Source organism: Bacillus sp. 22483 (assembly GCF_052044605.1).
GTDB lineage: Bacteria > Bacillota > Bacilli > Bacillales > Bacillaceae > Bacillus > Bacillus altitudinis.
Window position 1 is genome coordinate 1 of record NZ_JBQENU010000009.1, and the last position, 17,728, is coordinate 17,728.

Annotated in this window: 14 protein-coding genes and 1 pseudogene; 4 read left to right on the forward strand and 11 right to left on the reverse strand. The window is 42.5% G+C overall.

Going from position 1 to position 17,728, the window contains the following annotated elements; all coding sequences use genetic code 11:
* The 7 genes and pseudogenes from ACTJJQ_RS13780 to ACTJJQ_RS13810 form a co-directional block, all read right to left on the reverse strand.
* Positions 1-1,137 (reverse strand): annotated as a pseudogene (locus ACTJJQ_RS13780) (exosporium glycoprotein BclB-related protein); the annotation flags it as partial.
* A gap of 116 nt (positions 1,138-1,253) precedes the next feature.
* Positions 1,254-2,336, reverse strand: a complete 1,083-nt coding sequence (gene ribD / locus ACTJJQ_RS13785) for a bifunctional diaminohydroxyphosphoribosylaminopyrimidine deaminase/5-amino-6-(5-phosphoribosylamino)uracil reductase RibD (protein ID WP_025206907.1) — start codon at positions 2,334-2,336, stop codon at positions 1,254-1,256.
* A 281-nt stretch (positions 2,337-2,617) separates the two neighbouring features.
* On the reverse strand, positions 2,618-4,375 hold the full coding sequence (locus ACTJJQ_RS13790) for a WD40 repeat domain-containing protein (protein ID WP_035391378.1): 1,758 nt from the start codon (positions 4,373-4,375) through the stop codon (positions 2,618-2,620).
* 4 nt (positions 4,376-4,379) lie between these two features.
* Positions 4,380-5,183, reverse strand: a complete 804-nt coding sequence (locus ACTJJQ_RS13795) for a formylglycine-generating enzyme family protein (protein WP_056408112.1) — start codon at positions 5,181-5,183, stop codon at positions 4,380-4,382.
* Positions 5,184-5,215: 32 nt separating this feature from the next.
* Entirely contained in the window at positions 5,216-5,941 is a 726-nt protein-coding gene (locus ACTJJQ_RS13800; RefSeq protein ID WP_017360404.1) for a GTP cyclohydrolase II, read from the reverse strand.
* Between the two features lie 536 nt (positions 5,942-6,477).
* Positions 6,478-7,134, reverse strand: coding sequence for a class I SAM-dependent methyltransferase (locus tag ACTJJQ_RS13805; RefSeq protein ID WP_019743853.1), 657 nt, complete (start codon positions 7,132-7,134; stop codon positions 6,478-6,480).
* 935 nt (positions 7,135-8,069) lie between these two features.
* A complete protein-coding gene (locus tag ACTJJQ_RS13810) occupies positions 8,070-8,417 on the reverse strand; it encodes a general stress protein (RefSeq protein ID WP_007496775.1) in 348 nt (115 codons plus the stop codon).
* 222 nt (positions 8,418-8,639) lie between these two features.
* Between ACTJJQ_RS13810 and ACTJJQ_RS13815 the strand changes: the two genes are divergently transcribed.
* Together ACTJJQ_RS13815 and ACTJJQ_RS13820 are read left to right on the forward strand one after the other, a co-directional pair.
* Entirely contained in the window at positions 8,640-9,017 is a 378-nt protein-coding gene (locus tag ACTJJQ_RS13815) for a YfmB family protein (protein ID WP_017366799.1), read from the forward strand.
* 121 nt (positions 9,018-9,138) lie between these two features.
* On the forward strand, positions 9,139-10,143 hold the full coding sequence (locus ACTJJQ_RS13820; protein WP_440600290.1) for an NADP-dependent oxidoreductase: 1,005 nt from the start codon (positions 9,139-9,141) through the stop codon (positions 10,141-10,143).
* A 37-nt stretch (positions 10,144-10,180) separates the two neighbouring features.
* Here the strand turns inward: ACTJJQ_RS13820 and ACTJJQ_RS13825 are convergent, their stop codons facing one another.
* Positions 10,181-11,323 (reverse strand): DEAD/DEAH box helicase, encoded by a 1,143-nt coding sequence (locus ACTJJQ_RS13825; RefSeq protein ID WP_057078342.1) that lies wholly within the window; start codon positions 11,321-11,323, stop codon positions 10,181-10,183.
* Between the two features lie 152 nt (positions 11,324-11,475).
* Between ACTJJQ_RS13825 and ACTJJQ_RS13830 the strand changes: the two genes are divergently transcribed.
* Complete coding sequence (locus tag ACTJJQ_RS13830; RefSeq protein WP_008343192.1) at positions 11,476-13,029, forward strand: ABC-F family ATP-binding cassette domain-containing protein; 1,554 nt, start codon at positions 11,476-11,478, stop codon at positions 13,027-13,029.
* Positions 13,030-13,075: 46 nt separating this feature from the next.
* On the opposite strand, the gene ACTJJQ_RS13835 is transcribed toward ACTJJQ_RS13830, so the two are convergent.
* Positions 13,076-14,266, reverse strand: a complete 1,191-nt coding sequence (locus ACTJJQ_RS13835; RefSeq protein WP_440600291.1) for an MFS transporter — start codon at positions 14,264-14,266, stop codon at positions 13,076-13,078.
* A gap of 56 nt (positions 14,267-14,322) precedes the next feature.
* On the reverse strand, positions 14,323-14,748 hold the full coding sequence (locus tag ACTJJQ_RS13840) for a MerR family transcriptional regulator (protein WP_017366797.1): 426 nt from the start codon (positions 14,746-14,748) through the stop codon (positions 14,323-14,325).
* 142 nt (positions 14,749-14,890) lie between these two features.
* Between ACTJJQ_RS13840 and folE2 the strand changes: the two genes are divergently transcribed.
* Entirely contained in the window at positions 14,891-15,787 is an 897-nt protein-coding gene (folE2, locus tag ACTJJQ_RS13845) for a GTP cyclohydrolase FolE2 (RefSeq protein ID WP_440600292.1), read from the forward strand.
* 28 nt (positions 15,788-15,815) lie between these two features.
* Here folE2 and ACTJJQ_RS13850 read toward each other — a convergent pair whose 3' ends face one another.
* Positions 15,816-17,708, reverse strand: coding sequence for an ABC-F family ATP-binding cassette domain-containing protein (locus tag ACTJJQ_RS13850; RefSeq protein ID WP_440600293.1), 1,893 nt, complete (start codon positions 17,706-17,708; stop codon positions 15,816-15,818).
* Positions 17,709-17,728 lie beyond the last annotated feature (20 nt).

The window sequence follows — 17,728 nt, forward strand, 5'->3', positions numbered from 1 at the left end:
ATCTCCTGTGGCTCCGGTCGCTCCGGTTGCGCCTGTATCTCCAGTAGCGCCAGTCGCTCCTGTTCCTGTTGCTCCTGTATCTCCCGTTGCACCCGTGGCTCCGGTCGCTCCGGTTGCGCCTGTATCTCCAGTAGCACCGGTCGCTCCTGTTCCTGTTGCTCCCGTGGCACCCGTATCTCCTGTGGCTCCGGTCGCTCCAGTAGCACCTGTATCTCCAGTAGCGCCGGTCGCTCCTGTTCCTGTTGCCCCTGTGGCACCCGTATCTCCTGTGGCTCCGGTCGCTCCGGTTGCGCCTGTATCTCCAGTAGCGCCAGTCGCTCCTGTTCCTGTTGCTCCTGTGGCACCCGTATCTCCTGTGGCTCCGGTCGCTCCAGTTGCGCCTGTATCTCCTGTTGCTCCTGTTCCTGTTGCTCCGGTTGCACCCGTATCTCCTGTCGCACCCGCAGCGGCTAGAAGCGTATAATCTGGTGATGTATCCGGTGTACCCGTTGGTGATGCTGTGTTTGCAAGATACGTTCCACCTTCATATGTCACTACTTGACCCAATGGATATCCTGGTGCCGCTGCCGCATCAAAAGGAACGACTCCAGTTAGACCTACACCAGTGGCTCCTGTTGCACCCGTCGGACCTGGATCTCCGGTGACACCTGTTGGTCCTGTACCTGTTGCGCCCGCAGCTGCTAAAAGCGTATAATCCGGCGATGTATCAGGCGTACCTGTTGGTGGTGCTGAATTTACCACATACGTACTGCCATCATATGTCACCACTTGACCTACTGGATACGCCGGGGCTACCGCTGGATCAAATGCTACAATCCCTGTTAACCCAACGCCTGTTGGGCCTTGTGGACCTGCCGGGCCGGCTGGACCCGCTGGGCCTACTGGACCCACTGGACCCGCCGGACCTGCTGGGCCTCTCCTTCCTCTTCCCCCTGGCGGTCCTTGAATGACACACACACAAGGATCTTTTCCACAGCATGGATTTTTTACTGGTTTCCTTGGTTTGTCTGATTTACCTTTCTTACAACTATCACATTCCCAGCCATCATCCTTATACGCATCATACCAGCTTCCTTTTTGGTAGTGGTCTGTCGAATGAGTTGGGTATATCTTTCCGCATTGTCTACATTTTCTCATAGAATCACCCCCATCCATCGTATTCATCATGATCGATAAAGGTGTATGTACAATTTTATTTTTATCAAAAAATTTGAAAGGTCTTGCACTCTGCGTGCAAGGACCTCTCTCCATCGTTAAAATGTCATCGTCATTTTTAAATCTTTTCCTACCATACTATATTCAATATCCGCTGGACGGATCGCCTTTTTTAGTTTTTTCACACCTTCTCCTTCAAAAAAAGTAGGTGCATCTTTCCCTCCGATTAATAAAGGTGCCATATAGATAACAGCTTCGTTCACAAGTGATGCTTCTAAAAATGACGCACTCACACTGCCCCCTGCCTCTACAAGCACTGACATCACAGAGCGCTTCTTCAACAGGTGTAACACATCCTGAAGATCTGTCCGGTGTTCTCCGCTTGTGACAAATACTTGATGACCTTTTTGTATCAACTGTTGATACTTTTGATGATCATAATCTTGTGATGTACAAATTATGGTTTCTGCCCTATGATCTGTTAAGCATTTGGCATGAAGCGGTATCCTTAATGTTGAATCTAAAATGACACGAATGGGCTGATGGTTGAATGAATCCTTTACAATTAAGCCGGCATCATCTTGAATAATCGTTTCCACTCCTGTCAGCACCGCATCTACTTCTTGACGTAAGCGCTGCACTTCTGTTCTCGCTTCTATTCCAGTGATCCATTTGCTTTCTTGATCAGCCGTGGCAATTTTCCCATCTATCGAAATAGCTGATTTTAAGATGACATAAGGAAGGTTTGTTTGCATCAAATGAAAAAAAGGAGCATTTAAACGATCTGCTTCGTGTTTACATATACCTTGCTCCACTTCAATTCCAGCCTTTTTCAAAAAGGCAATTCCTTTTCCTGCAACAACCGGATTCGGATCTTGAGTGGCAATCAACACTTTCTTCACACCACTGCTAATGATCGCTTCGGTGCAAGGGCCTGTTTTTCCGTGATGTGTACAAGGTTCGAGTGTCACATACATGTCAGCTCCCTTCGCCTTTTCTCCTGCCATTTGCAGCGCATGAATTTCAGCATGAGGCTCGCCAGCCTTCATGTGCGCACCAATCCCAACAATCTCACCGCTCTGAACAATCACTGCACCAACAAGCGGATTGGGTGAGGTTTGTCCTTTCATCGCCTTCGCGTTGGCAATCGCCAGCTTCATATAAAAAACATCGTCTTTCATCTCGGGCTCCTTTCTTCTCTCAAGGGAAAGAACTCCTTCAGAAAATGAAGGAGTTCTATTCTCATGTGCTATACTTTCTCAAGCCGTTTCTTTTCAGATCGATCATAGTAAGGCAAGGAATAAAACAGTTTATATGATGCTCGTTGTTTACAAAAACAGCATTTGCGACATTCATATTTATTAATGAGGAGCACATGCGGACAATTGAGTACAGTCAGACCTTTTTTCATATGTTCCTTGCAAACACTTATCATGAGAATCCCCCGCTTACATTCTTTTTCTTAATGAGAGATTACTTCTTTCGGAAATTGTTCAAATAAGCGCAGTACTTCCGTATGTGTGCCATCTTCTCGAATATGATAAATACCACCGTCATATGAGCTTGCATACACATCATTTCCTAGTTGTCTAATGGCACTAATGCCATTCTTAGCAATTCGAATCGGACCTGTATTGACATCTAGCTCTGGATTCCAGACCACAATATACCCCCAATAGTCTCCGCTCACAATATAGCCAGAGTCTGTCACAGTGATGGATTTAATGGAATATTGATGCTCGTTGTGCTGATTTAAAATTCTGCCTGTATGCAAATCAAACAATCGGACGTTTTTATCACGGCTGACAATGGCAATACGATCTCTTTTGCTATCAATAAATACATCATTTAACAGCTCTGTCGCCCCGATATATTCTGCTGTTAAGGACAAACTCTTTTTATCGAGAAGACAGATGGTTCCTTCAACTGCCGCTGTGATGATATGATCTCCTTCTACCTTTAATGCTTTGACTGCGCAATCATGTGCTTTAGAACGGCCGATTTCCTTTAAGTGTTCTGTCGAAATGACATGCACATAGCCGCCATAAGTGCCGATATAAAATTGACGATCCTCCTCATGGAAATACACACTATTGACAGGACCTGTGTTGAGATCAAAAGAGACCATTTGCTGCAATGACTCGTGTACAATATGCACCTGACTCGCATGATCGCCCCATGCATAATAGCTTCCATCCCGTGCAACAGCCACTCCATTTGTGAGAACACCTGTTGATTTTGCGATTTCGATTCCATTCTTTCTGAATTTTCCGTCATCTGATGCAGTGATAATATCACCCGCTTCAGTCAACGCAATATCATTAATAGAAGGTGTCGCCAATTCCTGCTCATCAGAGATCACTTTTCCTTCTTGAATTGACCATTCACAATACGTTTTCCCAAAGCTGGCTCCTAAAATGGCCTGCTCATCTTCTGTCCAAACAAGCGAACGCTCCCATTGATATTTATGAGGCAGCAGCGTATCAATTAAATCACCGGTTTCATAATTCCACAGCTTAATTAAATGGTCATAACCCGCTGTAAGCAAGTAGTTACCGCTCGGCGAAAAATTCACACGTTTCACACCTTGTAAATGAGCTTTAATGATTTTTTTCTCCTGTAATGTAGCGGCATCATAAATGATGACCGTGCCATCGTCTCTACCAAGGGCGAATACTTCTTTTTGATTGCTGCCGCTGATGGTATCCAGCTCATAATCAAACGGGCCAATTTCACCTACAATTTCTCCTGTTTCATAGAGCCATACAAGGACATAGCCATCGTCACCAGTTGTATAAGCTTTATCCTCATGAATCCATACAGCTAATACATCCTTGCTATGTCCATGAAATTCTCTTAAAATGGCTCCCGTTTCAATATCCCAAACTAAGCATCTTCTGTCTCTGGACACCGATACAAGAAGCGTATCCTGCTTTGCAAATGCGACAGCTTCCACATCATCCGCATGACCATATAACGTACGAATTCTTGTATGTGTGCTAGTATCATATAATTGAATGGTATAGTCTGACGATGCACTCGCTAAATACGTTCCATTTTCCGAAAGGGATAAAGAGTTGATGATATGCTCGTGACTACCAATGAATGTTCCTTCTCCCGTGGCACGGTCCCATTTATAAATACAGCGGTCATAGCCGCCTGTGTAGACAATTTGGTCATGCTGAGTTGATAAAACGGATGTAATCGGTCCTCTATGCATGGTTTTACATTCCCACCTTTATATGTTGTTTTTGACGAGTAACTACACGAAAACCAGTAAATCGAAAAACAGGGTCTGGGTGTTTCCCGTGTCTTCTTGCGACTCTGCATAAATCTCCGCCTCTTGCGAAGGAGCCACCTTTTAAAATGTAGTAATCACTGCCGAGTGTCTCGGTTAAATCATCTACAACCTCAATGCCGCCTTCATATATGTGATACTTGGTGTTGACCCATTCTTCGACATTGCCACCCATATCATATAGTCCAAATAGAGATCTTCCTTTTTCGTAATGACGGACAGGTGTCGTTTTTTCAATATTTGATTCGTGTGTATTACAGTAAGAGGGGTTAAACTCATCTCCCCAAGGATATTGATGTCTCGTATTGCCCCTGGCAGCATATTCCCATTCTTCCTCAGTAGGGATCGATACCTCATATCCAAGCTTCCCGCTCAGCCACTGACAAAATGAGAAAGCTTCCTCGATGTCCATGCCCCAAGCTGGATGGTCTTTTCCCCCGCCAAGTTCTAGGTTCGTCAAGCTCTCTGGATAAGGCTTTCCTGTCTCGTCGCAATAGCTTTGATACCATTCATTGGTGACGACCGTATCTGAAATGAAAAATTCGCTCATATACGGCTGATAAGATGGAAATTCTTTGTACAGCCATTTTTGAAATTTTTTCTCACGGCCATAGGCTGGATTCAGAAGTTTGTCCTTCCAAAATTCTGATGCCTTTTTCATATCTTCTTCATTACTTCCAATCGTCGCATAGCCGCTTGGGATTTGAATCCAATTGATATCAGGTTTCACGCTTTTCTCCCGCCTTCTTTAAATAAACTCATCTACTGATTAATTAATTTCTTCTCATCGACCATATGCCCTGATGCTGCTTTTGCCTTTAAATACGCCTCATTATAGAGAGAGGCTTCTACCGTATGATCAAACCGTAAAACCGGAAGACCGTAAGCAGCAATGGAATCGACTTTATCTGGATTATTGGTTAAGAGATGCAATGGTTTCCCTTTGTTTAAATAGTGCAAGACAGCCGCTGCTTCCTCGTAATGCCGATCATCATCTCCGCAGCCGATCAACCTGTTCGCCTCAAATGTATCCAGTTTCATTTCCTGTAATTTATACGTGAAGGCTTTGGCCATCAGCCCAATAGAGCGCCCTTCTTGATTGGCCATATACACAAGCATGCCTTTTCCGTAATCGGTGATTTTTTTTAGCGATGATGCAAGCTGTGGACCGCAATCACATTTCAGTGACCCAAACACATCCCCTGTTTGGCAGACACTATGAATTCGCACAAGCGGCGGCACTTCATTTTCAAAGTCGCCAAAAAGGAGACAAGAGGAAAATGTTTGCTGCTCGGTACTCATTTGTACAATAGACTCAACCGTTGGCGTTGTATCAGCTTCTACAGACGCAAAGGCATACCATGTAAACTGCACTTCTTCATGTTCAATAGAGATCGGCAGGTTCACTGGCCCCACGAGCAAATAGTGTTTTTCTTGAAATGTAAAATGATGAATCATTGATTGTAGTTCAGCTACAAACTTGTTCATTTGTCTCCCCCTATTCATCACTGCACCCCATTGAACTCTCTCAGCGCAGTGATGGCGTGATGAATATGTGTATGCACTCCCTTTGCATCCTGAGCACCGGCTCCAGCTAGAATCATGGCTCAGGAGAAATTTCCTGTCATACTGGCTGAATAGATGTGCGATGCCAATCATCCATCAGTACTTTTCATAAAAGACTCTTCAGCAGAGCTGGTCACTTTTTAGACTGTCACTTGTCCAGTACAAAGGAGCAGAAATCGAGCTTCATACGCTGTATTCTCTGTAAGAGAGCAACACCATTTGATGATTCTTGAATGGAAACTGACATGCTCTTTCTCTAAAAGAATATCTCTGCTAGCTTCGAGCTGCTTTCTCCTTTACTAGAAGCTCTGGTCCTTCAAATGCACGTCATCCGGTAGTGCCCTTTGATTGGATGAATAGTCCGTACTTCAATTCAGCTACATTGATTGAAGCATGACACCCGCCTAGGTATGCACCAAGAACCATCACATCAAACATCGCGTTTATCCTCCTTTGCACTAGATTTTGACAGCAATGACATGATGCTGGCTTATCCCAGCCTTCGCTTGTAATGGTGTAATCGAAACGAGCTCAAGTCCTGATGTACAAATCTTTTCTCCAAGCTGAGTATCTGAGAATGAAAAATGGAAGCGTCCATCTTCTCCGATTAAGCCTGTTTTCCACTCTTCTCCCCATACAACAAGGGAAAAGACACCACCTTCATGAAGCAGCGAGGAAATCTGCTTTAAGTATCGTTCATGGTCATCAGGGTGCTGATGGTGAAAGCAGCCATGATCTAAAATCAAATCAAACGTCAGCTCGCGCCCTTGATCAATTGACCAGGACATAAAATCTTGATGATAAAAATGGACAGGAACCTCTTTTCTCTTCTTCAATCCTTGCCATTCCTCATGCTCATAAAGGTCAATGCCGGTATATGCCGACAGTCCTTGTAAATGTTCAAGAGCCCGGCCGTTCCCGCAGCCGATATCCAGCACAGAAGCAAGTGCATCCTTTTCCCTGGAACGCCATGCCTTGAGAGACATCACAGCAGCGTCTGTTAATGATGGATCAGTGGACCACATATCTGTTCTTTGCTCATAGTGTTCTTGAAAAGCCATGCGCATTTTCTCTAAATACAACCCGCTGTCTTCATGATACAAAGCCTTTTTCATCACGTGACCTCCTTCAATTCACAATCACCTTTCCTAACAAAGGTGGTTTTCAAGCAAAAAGCCTTATGATAAAATGAAAGATGGATTTTTTAGGAAATCTGTTTTCTGAAAAAGGAGAGAAGCATCCCACATGTCACTCTTCTTTTTCAGCACTCATCTTCACATACAACCCCAGCCATTCAACTGTTACAGCGCCTTAGTTTGTTATACATTTTCTTCATATGGGTTCACCTCCTTAACAGCGTTTAGAAAGCGTTTTCTTTATGATGATCCTCTGAATACCCTGAATCATATCATTGAGAAATAGGCATAGTAGAAAAACGAATCTACCATTCTAAGCTATCTATCATTCATTTCTTTTTGTCTAATAGATATTTCTTCAGTATCGCTCTGCCTCAGAAGCGCTCTCCCTTAGGTCTTAATGCATCATCATTTACAGAATAGATCCTGAAATCCACCTATCAAAAATTTAACAACTACTTCCATAATGACTTGATTAAGCCAAATATATTGTTTTTAGATTATTTTGTCAACAAATTATTTCCTAAACATTAGAATGATTTTCTAATTGAAAATACAGGTATATTTCGTGGTTTTTTGACCTTAAAACACTTATTTCTACACAAAAATATAACTTAAACCAATAGAACTAAGAAATTTATCTACTAAATTACACAAGATTTTTATTTCGTTTTGAGATAAAAATAAAGATATCATAATTATTTCCCGAATGGTTTTTTGTGATATTTTCACTACTTTTTTCATTTTTTTGATGGTATCCTTTGATATTTCTATATTTTCAATTAGACATTTTACTGTTTATCCCAATTTTTTAACCTTCCTTATTATAGTGAAAAAGACAGATGGTAGTTTTTAATTATCGCAGCATGAAAAAAAGCCCCTTACAAAAGTAAGAGGCTTTTTTACGATGGCGTTTATGCCCAATTTTTCACTTTTTCATGGTCAGTCACAAAGAGAAGAACTTTCCCTTCGTCTAAATGTTCTTCAAATGTCTCAGCTTCTTCTTTTGAGAAACCAATTTCGTGAATCTTATTGCGGAGTTCATCTCCCTTTTTGCTAAAGATGTTTCCAACCGCATGCTTGAGTCCAACTTCTTTTGGACCTATCGTATTGGCATCTGCGTTGCTTGCAATACGCTCAGTTCGATCATCGTCATGGGACAGAACATAAATGTCCTCTCTTGCAACACCGAGTTGTTTTAATTGCTCCACATCTCTTTGAAGTGTTTCATCATTTGAATACTCTCTTACAACAGGTTTCATTTATTATTCCTCCTTTAACGTCTTACGAATCTTTTACCCGTCACTTTTGTCATTAAACCTTCCTCCAGCACATCCATTTTTACTCTGTGAACTTCATGCGTCTATGGACTTATTTTTGACAAAAAGACTGTAAAAATGACTAAATTTTCTGAAAAATCGTATTCATTCCTTGTCATTTGTTGTACAATTCTTATACTGGAGGCTAGAAATGGGGTGGAGCTGATGTATTATTTTTCAGCTGAGCAGCAGTTTAATGCATGGGTTGTCAGTGATTTGGTGAAACAGCTTTTTCAAAAATGGAATCCTGAAGAATCAAAAGCAAAGCCGCTTACTTTGTTTGCTGAACAGCACTTTCACATCTGCATCGATTATCTCTTTTCTATTATTATTAACATTGGAGATATCGAGTCAATCGAACAAGATCCACAAGACCTGTTGTCCTCATATTTAAATATCCTTTTTCCTTTTGTGACGCACGATATGATGAAAGCCTCCATGCAAAATGCAAATGAATATTTGTTAAAAGAACGTGATGCGGATGAGTATCAACTGTTTGGTTGTCTCCCGCCGCTCCTTTCTGTCTCTCTTCAAAAAAAGTAGTCCCCTTCTTTTAGATGGTGGCTGCTTTTTTGTATGTGCTTGGAAAAGACCGTATGTTTTGAACGAAAAGAAGCATCATGTTAATGTAAATCTAGGTTGCAAGTGAAAGGGAGGATTTGACATGAGTCAACAAAAACAAATTCAATTAGCAAAACGTCCAAAAGGGTTACCTACTAAAGATGTTTTTCATTTTGAAACAGTTGATATACCAACGCCGCAAGATGGCGAAGTCTTGATTCAAACGAAATATGTGTCTGTAGATCCTTACATGAGAGGAAGAATGCAAGATACAAAATCCTATACACCTCCGTTTAAACTCAATAAAGTGATCCAGGGTGGTGTGGTCGGAGAAGTCGTCGAGTCCAAATCTCCTCAATTTGAGAAAGGTGATTTTGTACTTGGATTCCTTGGCTGGCAGGAATATTCTACTGCCAAAGCAGAGTCTCTGACAAAAATTGATCCATCCATTGCGCCGTTATCTTATTACTTAGGGATTTTGGGCATGCCAGGACAAACCGCCTATTTTGGACTTCTTGCGATTGGTCAGCCAAAAGAAGGCGAAACGGTTGTCATTTCTGGAGCCGCAGGTGCCGTTGGTTCTGTTGTCGGACAGATCGCTAAAATCAAAGGTGCCCACGTCGTTGGAATTGCCGGATCTGATGATAAACTGGCTTATTTAAAAGAACTCGGCTTTGATGAAACCATTAATTATAAAACAACCAATGATTTAGATGACGCCATTGCAAAAGCCTGTCCAAACGGTGTCGATGTGTATTTTGACAATGTGGGCGGCGACATCTCTGATGCTGTGATGAATCATTTGAACCGTTTTGCACGTATTCCAGTCTGCGGCGCCATTTCTTCTTATAACATTAGTGCAAGCGAAGACATTGGGCCTCGTGTGCAAACAAAACTCATTAAAACAAGTGCATTGATGCAGGGCTTCATTGTTGCCAACTACTCTGATCGTTTTGAAGAGGCAGCAAAAGATCTCGCACAATGGGTAAAAGAAGATAAACTCACATATAAAGAAACAATCATTGAAGGCTTTGACAACATTCCAGATGCATTCCTTGGACTATTCAAAGGGGAAAATGTCGGAAAACAACTTGTCAAAATTTCATAACAAAAAAGGACCCTGCCAATTATGGAGGGTCCTTTTCTTATGCCTGCTTGGGTGCAAGGTGCAGCTGGCCTTGCTTATACACGATCTCTTCAAGCGAAAGATTCAGCTTTTTCGCCATTTTTTTCAGCATTGATTGCTCTTGAGGTGTGACAAGACTGATGACTGCGCCTTCTTTTCCTGCGCGTCCGGTTCTACCTGAACGGTGGATGTAGCCCTCTTCATTTGGCATATCTGCATGAATCACATATGGCAGATCATCAATATCGATTCCTCTTGCTGCAATATCTGTTGCAAGGAGGAGCGGGAATTCACGCTGCTCAAACGCCTTTAAGATGACAGCACGCTCTGCTTTTTTCGCTTCACTGTGAAGCACACCAAGGTCGACATGGTGATACGCTAATTTTTCTGCATAAATGCTCAAATTCGTAATATCTCGCACAAAGACAAGCGCCTGCATGTCCTCAAGCCGTGATAGCTTTTGCAGCAGTTTCACTTTGTCACGCTGATCACATAACAGATAATAGTGACCCACTTTCTGCGCTTCTTCCTCACTTCTAGCAATTTTCAATACTTCTGGTTCAGATGTCATTTCTTTAATCAGCTGAACGGTTTCTTCTTTCAATGTTGCAGAAAAACAAAGGATTTGTCTTTCTTTTAATGTGGACTTAATGATCGCTTGAATCGTTTTCATATGCTCTGGGACAAGAAGTTGATCTGCCTCGTCTAACACGATCGTTTTCACTTCATGCATTTTCAGTTTCTTGATTTTGATTAACTCTTGTACTCGGCCCGGTGTCGCCACCACGATATTCGGGTGTTTTTTTAGCTTTTCCTGCTGCTTCTTGATGTTTGCCCCGCCTATTAAGGAAATAGCTTTGATGTCTGAACCTTGTTTGAACTCTTGCACGACATCAAAAATTTGCATCACAAGCTCTCTTGAAGGTGCCAAGATTAAGACTTGCGGGTGTTTGATACTCACATCAATTTTATTTAAAAGCGGCAGAACATACGCTAGGGTCTTCCCTGTTCCAGTAGGTGATTCTGCGATCACATCGCGTTTTTCCGTAATCCACTCTGCTGTTTGTTCTTGTATCGCTGTTGGCTTCTCAAAGCCAGCCGCTTCAAAGTTCTTTTGAATAAATGGCTTTGCTTCTTTCAAAAATGCCCAATTTTCCGTCATGTTGATCTCCTTTATCCTCATTCAATCTATCCTTAAGTATCTCAAAATCAGCTTTGAAACGCAATTTTTCTTTTGATGCTTTTATCGAGCCGGACAGTTCGATATAATCATGAGAGGCACTAGCCGTTTTGAATCTATTTGAGGTGTAAAAAATGATATTATCTGTTAAAGATTTAAGTCATGGCTTTGGCGACAGAGCCATTTTCCACGAAGTCTCCTTCCGGTTATTAAAAGGCGAGCATGTCGGCTTGATCGGCGCCAACGGTGAAGGAAAGTCAACGTTTATGAATATTATTACTGGCAAGCTTGAGCCAGATGCAGGAAAGGTCGAATGGGCAAAAAATGTCCGTGTCGGCTACCTCGATCAGCATACCGTGCTTGAAAAAGGAAGAACCATTCGTGAAGTCCTTCAAGATGCATTCCATTATTTATTCTCAATGGAAGCCGCAATGAATGACATTTACGAAAAAATGGGTGAAGCAGATCCTGATGAACTGGAAAAGCTTTTAGAAGAAGTAGGCGTCATTCAGGATGCCCTGACGAACAATGATTTTTATATCATTGATTCCAAGGTAGAGGAAATTGCAAGAGGTCTTGGGTTAACAGATCTCGGGCTCGATCGTGATGTGACAGAGCTGAGCGGCGGACAGCGTACAAAAGTACTGCTTGCGAAATTGCTGTTAGAGAAGCCTGAAATTCTTCTTCTTGACGAGCCGACCAACTATTTAGATGAACAGCATATTGAGTGGCTGAAGCGCTATTTGCAGGAATATGAAAATGCGTTTATCCTCATTTCACATGATATCCCGTTCCTAAACAGTGTCATTAACTTGATTTATCATGTCGAAAATCAAGAACTCACGCGATACGTTGGTGATTATGATCAATTTAAACAAGTGTACGAAGTGAAAAAGCAGCAGCTAGAAGCAGCGTATAAAAGGCAGCAGCAAGAAGTGGCTGAATTAAAGGATTTTGTCGCGAGAAACAAAGCACGTGTCAGCACTCGAAATATGGCGATGTCTCGTCAAAAGAAACTCGATAAAATGGACATGATTGAATTAGCGGCAGAAAAACCAAAACCAGAATTCCACTTTAAACCTGCACGTACATCAGGGAAATTGATTTTTGAAACGAAGGATTTAGTCATTGGGTATGACGAACCGCTCTCTCGTCCATTGAATTTAAAAATGGAACGCGGGCAGAAAATTGCATTATACGGTGCCAACGGTATCGGAAAAACGACACTGCTCCGAAGTCTTCTTGGAGAAATCTCCCCCATTTCTGGTGAGGTGGAACGCGGAGAATTCCTGCATATAGGCTACTTTGAACAAGAAGTAAAAGAACAAAACAGCAACACTTGTATCGAAGAGGTGTGGAGCACCTTCCCATCGTACACACAATATGAAGTCAGAGCTGCCCTTGCCAAATGCGGTTTAACGACAAAACATATTGAAAGCCGTGTGTCTGTTTTAAGTGGTGGTGAAAAAGCGAAGGTCCGCCTTTGTAAGCTGATCAATGAAGAAACCAACCTACTTGTTCTCGATGAGCCGACAAACCACTTGGATGTCGATGCCAAAGAAGAATTAAAGCGCGCATTAAAAGAATATAAAGGCAGCGTCCTATTGATTTCCCACGAACCTGAATTTTATCAAGATGTGGCCACTGAAACTTGGAATTGTGAATCCTGGACAACCAAAGTATTATAATCACAAAAAAGCCTTATATCTCATGCAGATATAAGGCTTTTTCTATTTAATGACCTGCTTGAATATTGATGAGATGTTTCCGGCCAATTAGCAGGATGATCATGCCTAACAGAACGACAGCCGCCCCAACATAGTAAGGGGTGCTTGCAGTAAAAGATTCAGCAAGTACGCCGGCAATCCAAGGAGCAATCGCGCCCCCAATAAACCGCACGGCACTGTAAGAGGATGAAGCAATGGAACGCTCAACCGGTGCTGATCCCATCACTGCGGTCGTGAGCACAGTATTGATCATACCAAGAATACCCCCAGCAATGACAATTCCGCAGATGACGACTACAACATGTGAAGTCCAGATTCCAATACCGAATAAAATCACAGCAAACGAAGCAAACAGAACCACAAGAGAAGTCAATGTTCCAAGCTTGCGATGAATGACCGGCGCTGAGAAGACAGATGTCACAGCCAAAAATAATCCCCATCCAAAAAAGACATAGCCAAGACCATGCTCATCAAGATGAAGCACAAATGGCGAATAAGCTAAAAGAACAAAGAATCCAAAATTATATAAGAAAGCAGCAGATGCCATCGTTAAAAGCCCCTTATATTTCAAGGCTCCAACAGCTTCAAATAACTTCACCTTTTTCTGCGGCTTTTGTATAGGTGGAAGCATAAAAATAATAGCTAAAAGAGCAACGAACATTAACACTGCCACACCAAAGAATGGCCCACGCCAAGAGATCGTTCCAAGCTCACCGCCAAGGAGCGGCCCGACAGAAATCCCAAGACCTAGTGCAGCCTCATATAAAATGATGGCTTTCGCACTTCCTCCAACAGACACACCGACAATCACTGATAATGCCGTTGAAATGAATAAGGCATTCCCAATGCCCCATCCCCCTCTAAAGCCGATTAATTCATTAATCGTTGAAGAGGTACCCCCTAAAGCAGAAAAGACAATAATAAAGATGAGTCCTAATAATAACGTCCATTTGGCACCAATACGACTAGAAATAAAACCGGTAAAAAACATCACAAAGCCCGTGACAAGCAAATAGCTCGTAAATAAAAGAGACACCTGACTTGGAGATGCATTTAATTGTGATGCAATGGCTGGCAAAATCGGGTCCACAAGTCCTATCCCCATAAATGAAATCACACATGCAAAGGCAACAGCCCAGACGGCCTTCGGCTGCCTAAGCAGACTTGTACGCTGTTTTAATACTTCTTCTTCCTTCATTCGATCAGAACCTTTCCTTCATATGTTCACAAAATAAAATAAACACGCTGAGGTGTTTATTTTTGTAATTGCTCAATGGCATGAGCCGCTCTTTCTTTCATCATTTCAAGATCCTTTTTAAAGGATTGAATCGTTTCAAGCTTTTTTGTAATCAATTGATGCTGCACAGTCAGCTGCGCATCAATATCTAACAGTTTCTCTAATCGTTCCTTCGGGTCAAGTGACAGCAAGTAGCCTTCTTTATTCAGCTCTAACTGCTTCCCTATTTCCATAAACGATTGAAGCTCTTGTAAAGAAAAACCAAGTACCTCTTTTGCCTGCATGACTTTTTCTAGTTCTTCCATGTCGTCCTCTGAGTACAGCCTGACACCGCCCTCTGTCCGCTTTGGTGCTGATAATAAACCAATCTCTTCATAGAAACGAATCGTCCGTTTCGTCAGTCCGCTTCTTTTCGCCACTTGATCAATTTTCATCCATTCCATTGCCAGTGCCTCCTGCTCATCAATTCATGATTTATTATACACCTTTATGACCTTAACGTAAACGTTAACGTTTGATCACTTGATTTCTATTGTGGTTTGATGCAGAATAAATAGGAATCATTACGTTTTAAAGGAGGTACCTATGCGTTCATTTCCATCCAAAAAAGAACGACACGCACAATTCGGTTCTGTCCCGCCAAGCGCTAGAACAAAACCTTGTCAAAAAGAGGACATGATAGACATCCAACAAACCGAACAGGACTTTTATTTTGATCTGGAACAGGTCGGAATTTGCCGTGTGTCGTACCCTGTACATATTTTGTCTAAAACGGCTCCACAGCACCAAACCTCTTCCGCTGATTTTACGCTGAGTACATATTTGCCAGCTCATCAAAAAGGTATTCATATGAGCCGTCTCACCGAGCAGCTTCACTCATTTTATGAGAGCGGAAAACCGGTTGATGTGGATTCCTTAAAAGAATTGACCGCACAGCTTGCCACGCAAATGAATCAGCCTTCTGCCTCGATTCACGTTTCCTTTCCGTGGTACATGAAAAAAAAGAGTCCCATCAGCGGAAAGTCCGGTTTGATGCATGCAGACGTGCAATATGACATCCACTTTCATGAAGAAAACGGATGGATTTGTCATATTGGCTGCACTGCTCAAGTGACAACGTTATGTCCTTGTTCAAAAGAAATCAGTGAATACGGCGCACATAATCAGCGCGGCACTGTATCTATTCAGGTAGAGCTGTTTGAACAAGGTCAACTCCCTGATGACATGAAAGCAGATCTACTGCAGATCATCGAGTCTAATGCGAGTGCGCCCCTTTACCCTGTACTCAAAAGACCAGATGAAAAACACGTGACAGAAGAGGCCTATGAAAATCCACGTTTTGTAGAGGATGTTGCGAGGTTAATTGCAGCAGAGCTATATGAACAAAACTGGATTAAAGGCTTTCAAATTGAGTGTCGAAATGAAGAATCCATTCATCAGCACGATGCTTATGCCAAATGTTCTTATCAAAAAAAACTGTAGAATGTCTCTACAGTTTTTTTACCAGCCTTTATTTTTCATTACTTTCTAATTCCTCAATTATCAGCGACAGTTCTGTCCAGCGGTCCATTGCTTGTTCTAGTTCTTCAGCGACGGCTTTTTGCTTGTCCATCAGCTCTTGAATTTTCCCAAAATCACTGCCAGCCTCAGCAATGCTGGCTTCGAGCTGCTGGTGTTTGTCCTCTAGTGCTTGTATCCGATCTTCAATCCCATCCCATTCAAGCTGGTCCTTATAGGATAGTTTTTTCCTCTTTTTCGGTGCAGCTTCTCCTTGTTTTTCAGCTGGTTTTGTCTCTGTCCGCTTCTGTTCTTTTTCTTGCTCCATGTAATCGCTGTAAGCACCTTGGAAGTGTGAAATACGTCCCTTCCCTTCAAACACAAGCAGACGATGGACGACTCGGTCTAAGAAATAACGATCATGCGACACGGTGATGACTACGCCTGGGAACTGCTCCAAATAATCCTCTAAAATGCTAAGCGTCTCTGTATCAAGATCATTCGTCGGCTCATCTAAAAAGAGAACATTCGGCTCTTCCATCAATACCTTCAATAAATACAATCTGCGGCGCTCTCCCCCTGACAGCTTGCGGATAAACGTGCGCTGCATGGATCTAGGGAATAAAAATCTCTCCAACATCTGCTCTGCTGTCACAATGACGCCATCTGCCGTTTTGACAATTTCAGCTGTTTCTTTGATGTAATCAATGATATTCAGCTCTTCATTCATTTCGTTATGGTCCTGCGTGTAATAGCCAATGCGGACTGTTTGTCCAATGGTCAATTGTCCGTTCGTCGGTTCTATTTTACCCGCCAGGCAATTGAGTAAAGTTGTTTTGCCCACTCCATTTGGTCCGATAAATCCGATACGATCACCTGGCACGACTAAATCGCTGAACTGGTCCACAAGGGTTTGACCAGCAAATGTGATGCTGATCTCTTCTGCCTCAATCACTTGTTTTCCAAGCCGGTGAGAACCGATCGCAAAATCAAGCTCTCCCTTTGCATCAGGTCCCTTTTGATCCTTCAGCTCTTCCACTCTGCCGATACGTGCTTTTTGCTTTGTCGTTCGAGCCTTTGCCCCTCTTCTGAGCCATGCAAGCTCACGTCTAAGCAGGTTTTGACGTTTCGTTTCTTTTACTTGAGCTTCTGCTTCTCGTTCCGCTCTTTTTTCTAAAAAGACTTCATAATTTCCTTTATATGTGTAAAGCTGCCCCTGATTTAATTCATAAATCCGATTGGCGACGCGGTTTAAGAAATAACGATCATGGGTGACAAGAATGACAGCCCCGCTGTATTGACTCAAATATCCTTCAAGCCATTCAATGGTTGCGTTGTCTAGATGGTTTGTCGGCTCATCTAAAATCAGCAAACCCGCAGGCTGGATTAAATTTTTGGCGATCGCCACACGCTTTTTCTGTCCGCCTGATAACGCATGAACAGATCGGCTCACATCTTTAACGCCAAGCTTTGTCAAAATCGTTTTCGCCGAAAGATTCGCATCCCATGCATCATCCTGATCCATTTTATTTTGCATACGCATAAGCGCTTCTTGTTTTGCCTCGTTTTGTGGATCATGCTCTAAATCAGCCAGCGCCTTTTCATAGGCTTTCATCGTTTGAATCATCGGTGCTGTTCCTGAAAAAATATAGTCGAGAATCGTTTCATCCCCGCTCATTTCAGGATCTTGCTCGAGAAATTCGATATCAAGTGTCCCTGCCTTTGTGATGTCGCCTTCCTCAAATGATTCAAGTCCTGCAATGACTTTTAAAAGCGTTGACTTCCCTGTTCCATTCGGTCCAATTAACCCGATGCGTTCCTTTGGTTCTATATGAAAAGAGATATGGTCAAACAGCGTTTTTTCGCCATAGGTTTTATATAATCCTTCTACATTCAATAAACTCATTTTATCAGCCCTTACATAGA

Bases quoted from the DNA above. Each gene is read 5' to 3' on its own strand.
- ribD (WP_025206907.1), bottom strand. From the start codon at position 2,336: ATGAAAGACGATGTTTTTTATATGAAGCTGGCGATTGCCAACGCGAAG.
- ACTJJQ_RS13790 (WP_035391378.1), bottom strand. From the start codon at position 4,375: ATGCATAGAGGACCGATTACATCCGTTTTATCAACTCAGCATGACCAA.
- ACTJJQ_RS13800 (WP_017360404.1), bottom strand. From the start codon at position 5,941: ATGAACAAGTTTGTAGCTGAACTACAATCAATGATTCATCATTTTACA.
- ACTJJQ_RS13805 (WP_019743853.1), bottom strand. From the start codon at position 7,134: ATGAAAAAGGCTTTGTATCATGAAGACAGCGGGTTGTATTTAGAGAAA.
- ACTJJQ_RS13810 (WP_007496775.1), bottom strand. From the start codon at position 8,417: ATGAAACCTGTTGTAAGAGAGTATTCAAATGATGAAACACTTCAAAGA.
- ACTJJQ_RS13815 (WP_017366799.1), top strand. From the start codon at position 8,640: ATGTATTATTTTTCAGCTGAGCAGCAGTTTAATGCATGGGTTGTCAGT.
- ACTJJQ_RS13820 (WP_440600290.1), top strand. From the start codon at position 9,139: ATGAGTCAACAAAAACAAATTCAATTAGCAAAACGTCCAAAAGGGTTA.
- ACTJJQ_RS13825 (WP_057078342.1), bottom strand. From the start codon at position 11,323: ATGACGGAAAATTGGGCATTTTTGAAAGAAGCAAAGCCATTTATTCAA.
- ACTJJQ_RS13830 (WP_008343192.1), top strand. From the start codon at position 11,476: ATGATATTATCTGTTAAAGATTTAAGTCATGGCTTTGGCGACAGAGCC.
- ACTJJQ_RS13835 (WP_440600291.1), bottom strand. From the start codon at position 14,266: ATGAAGGAAGAAGAAGTATTAAAACAGCGTACAAGTCTGCTTAGGCAG.
- ACTJJQ_RS13840 (WP_017366797.1), bottom strand. From the start codon at position 14,748: ATGGAATGGATGAAAATTGATCAAGTGGCGAAAAGAAGCGGACTGACG.
- folE2 (WP_440600292.1), top strand. From the start codon at position 14,891: ATGCGTTCATTTCCATCCAAAAAAGAACGACACGCACAATTCGGTTCT.
- ACTJJQ_RS13850 (WP_440600293.1), bottom strand. From the start codon at position 17,708: ATGAGTTTATTGAATGTAGAAGGATTATATAAAACCTATGGCGAAAAA.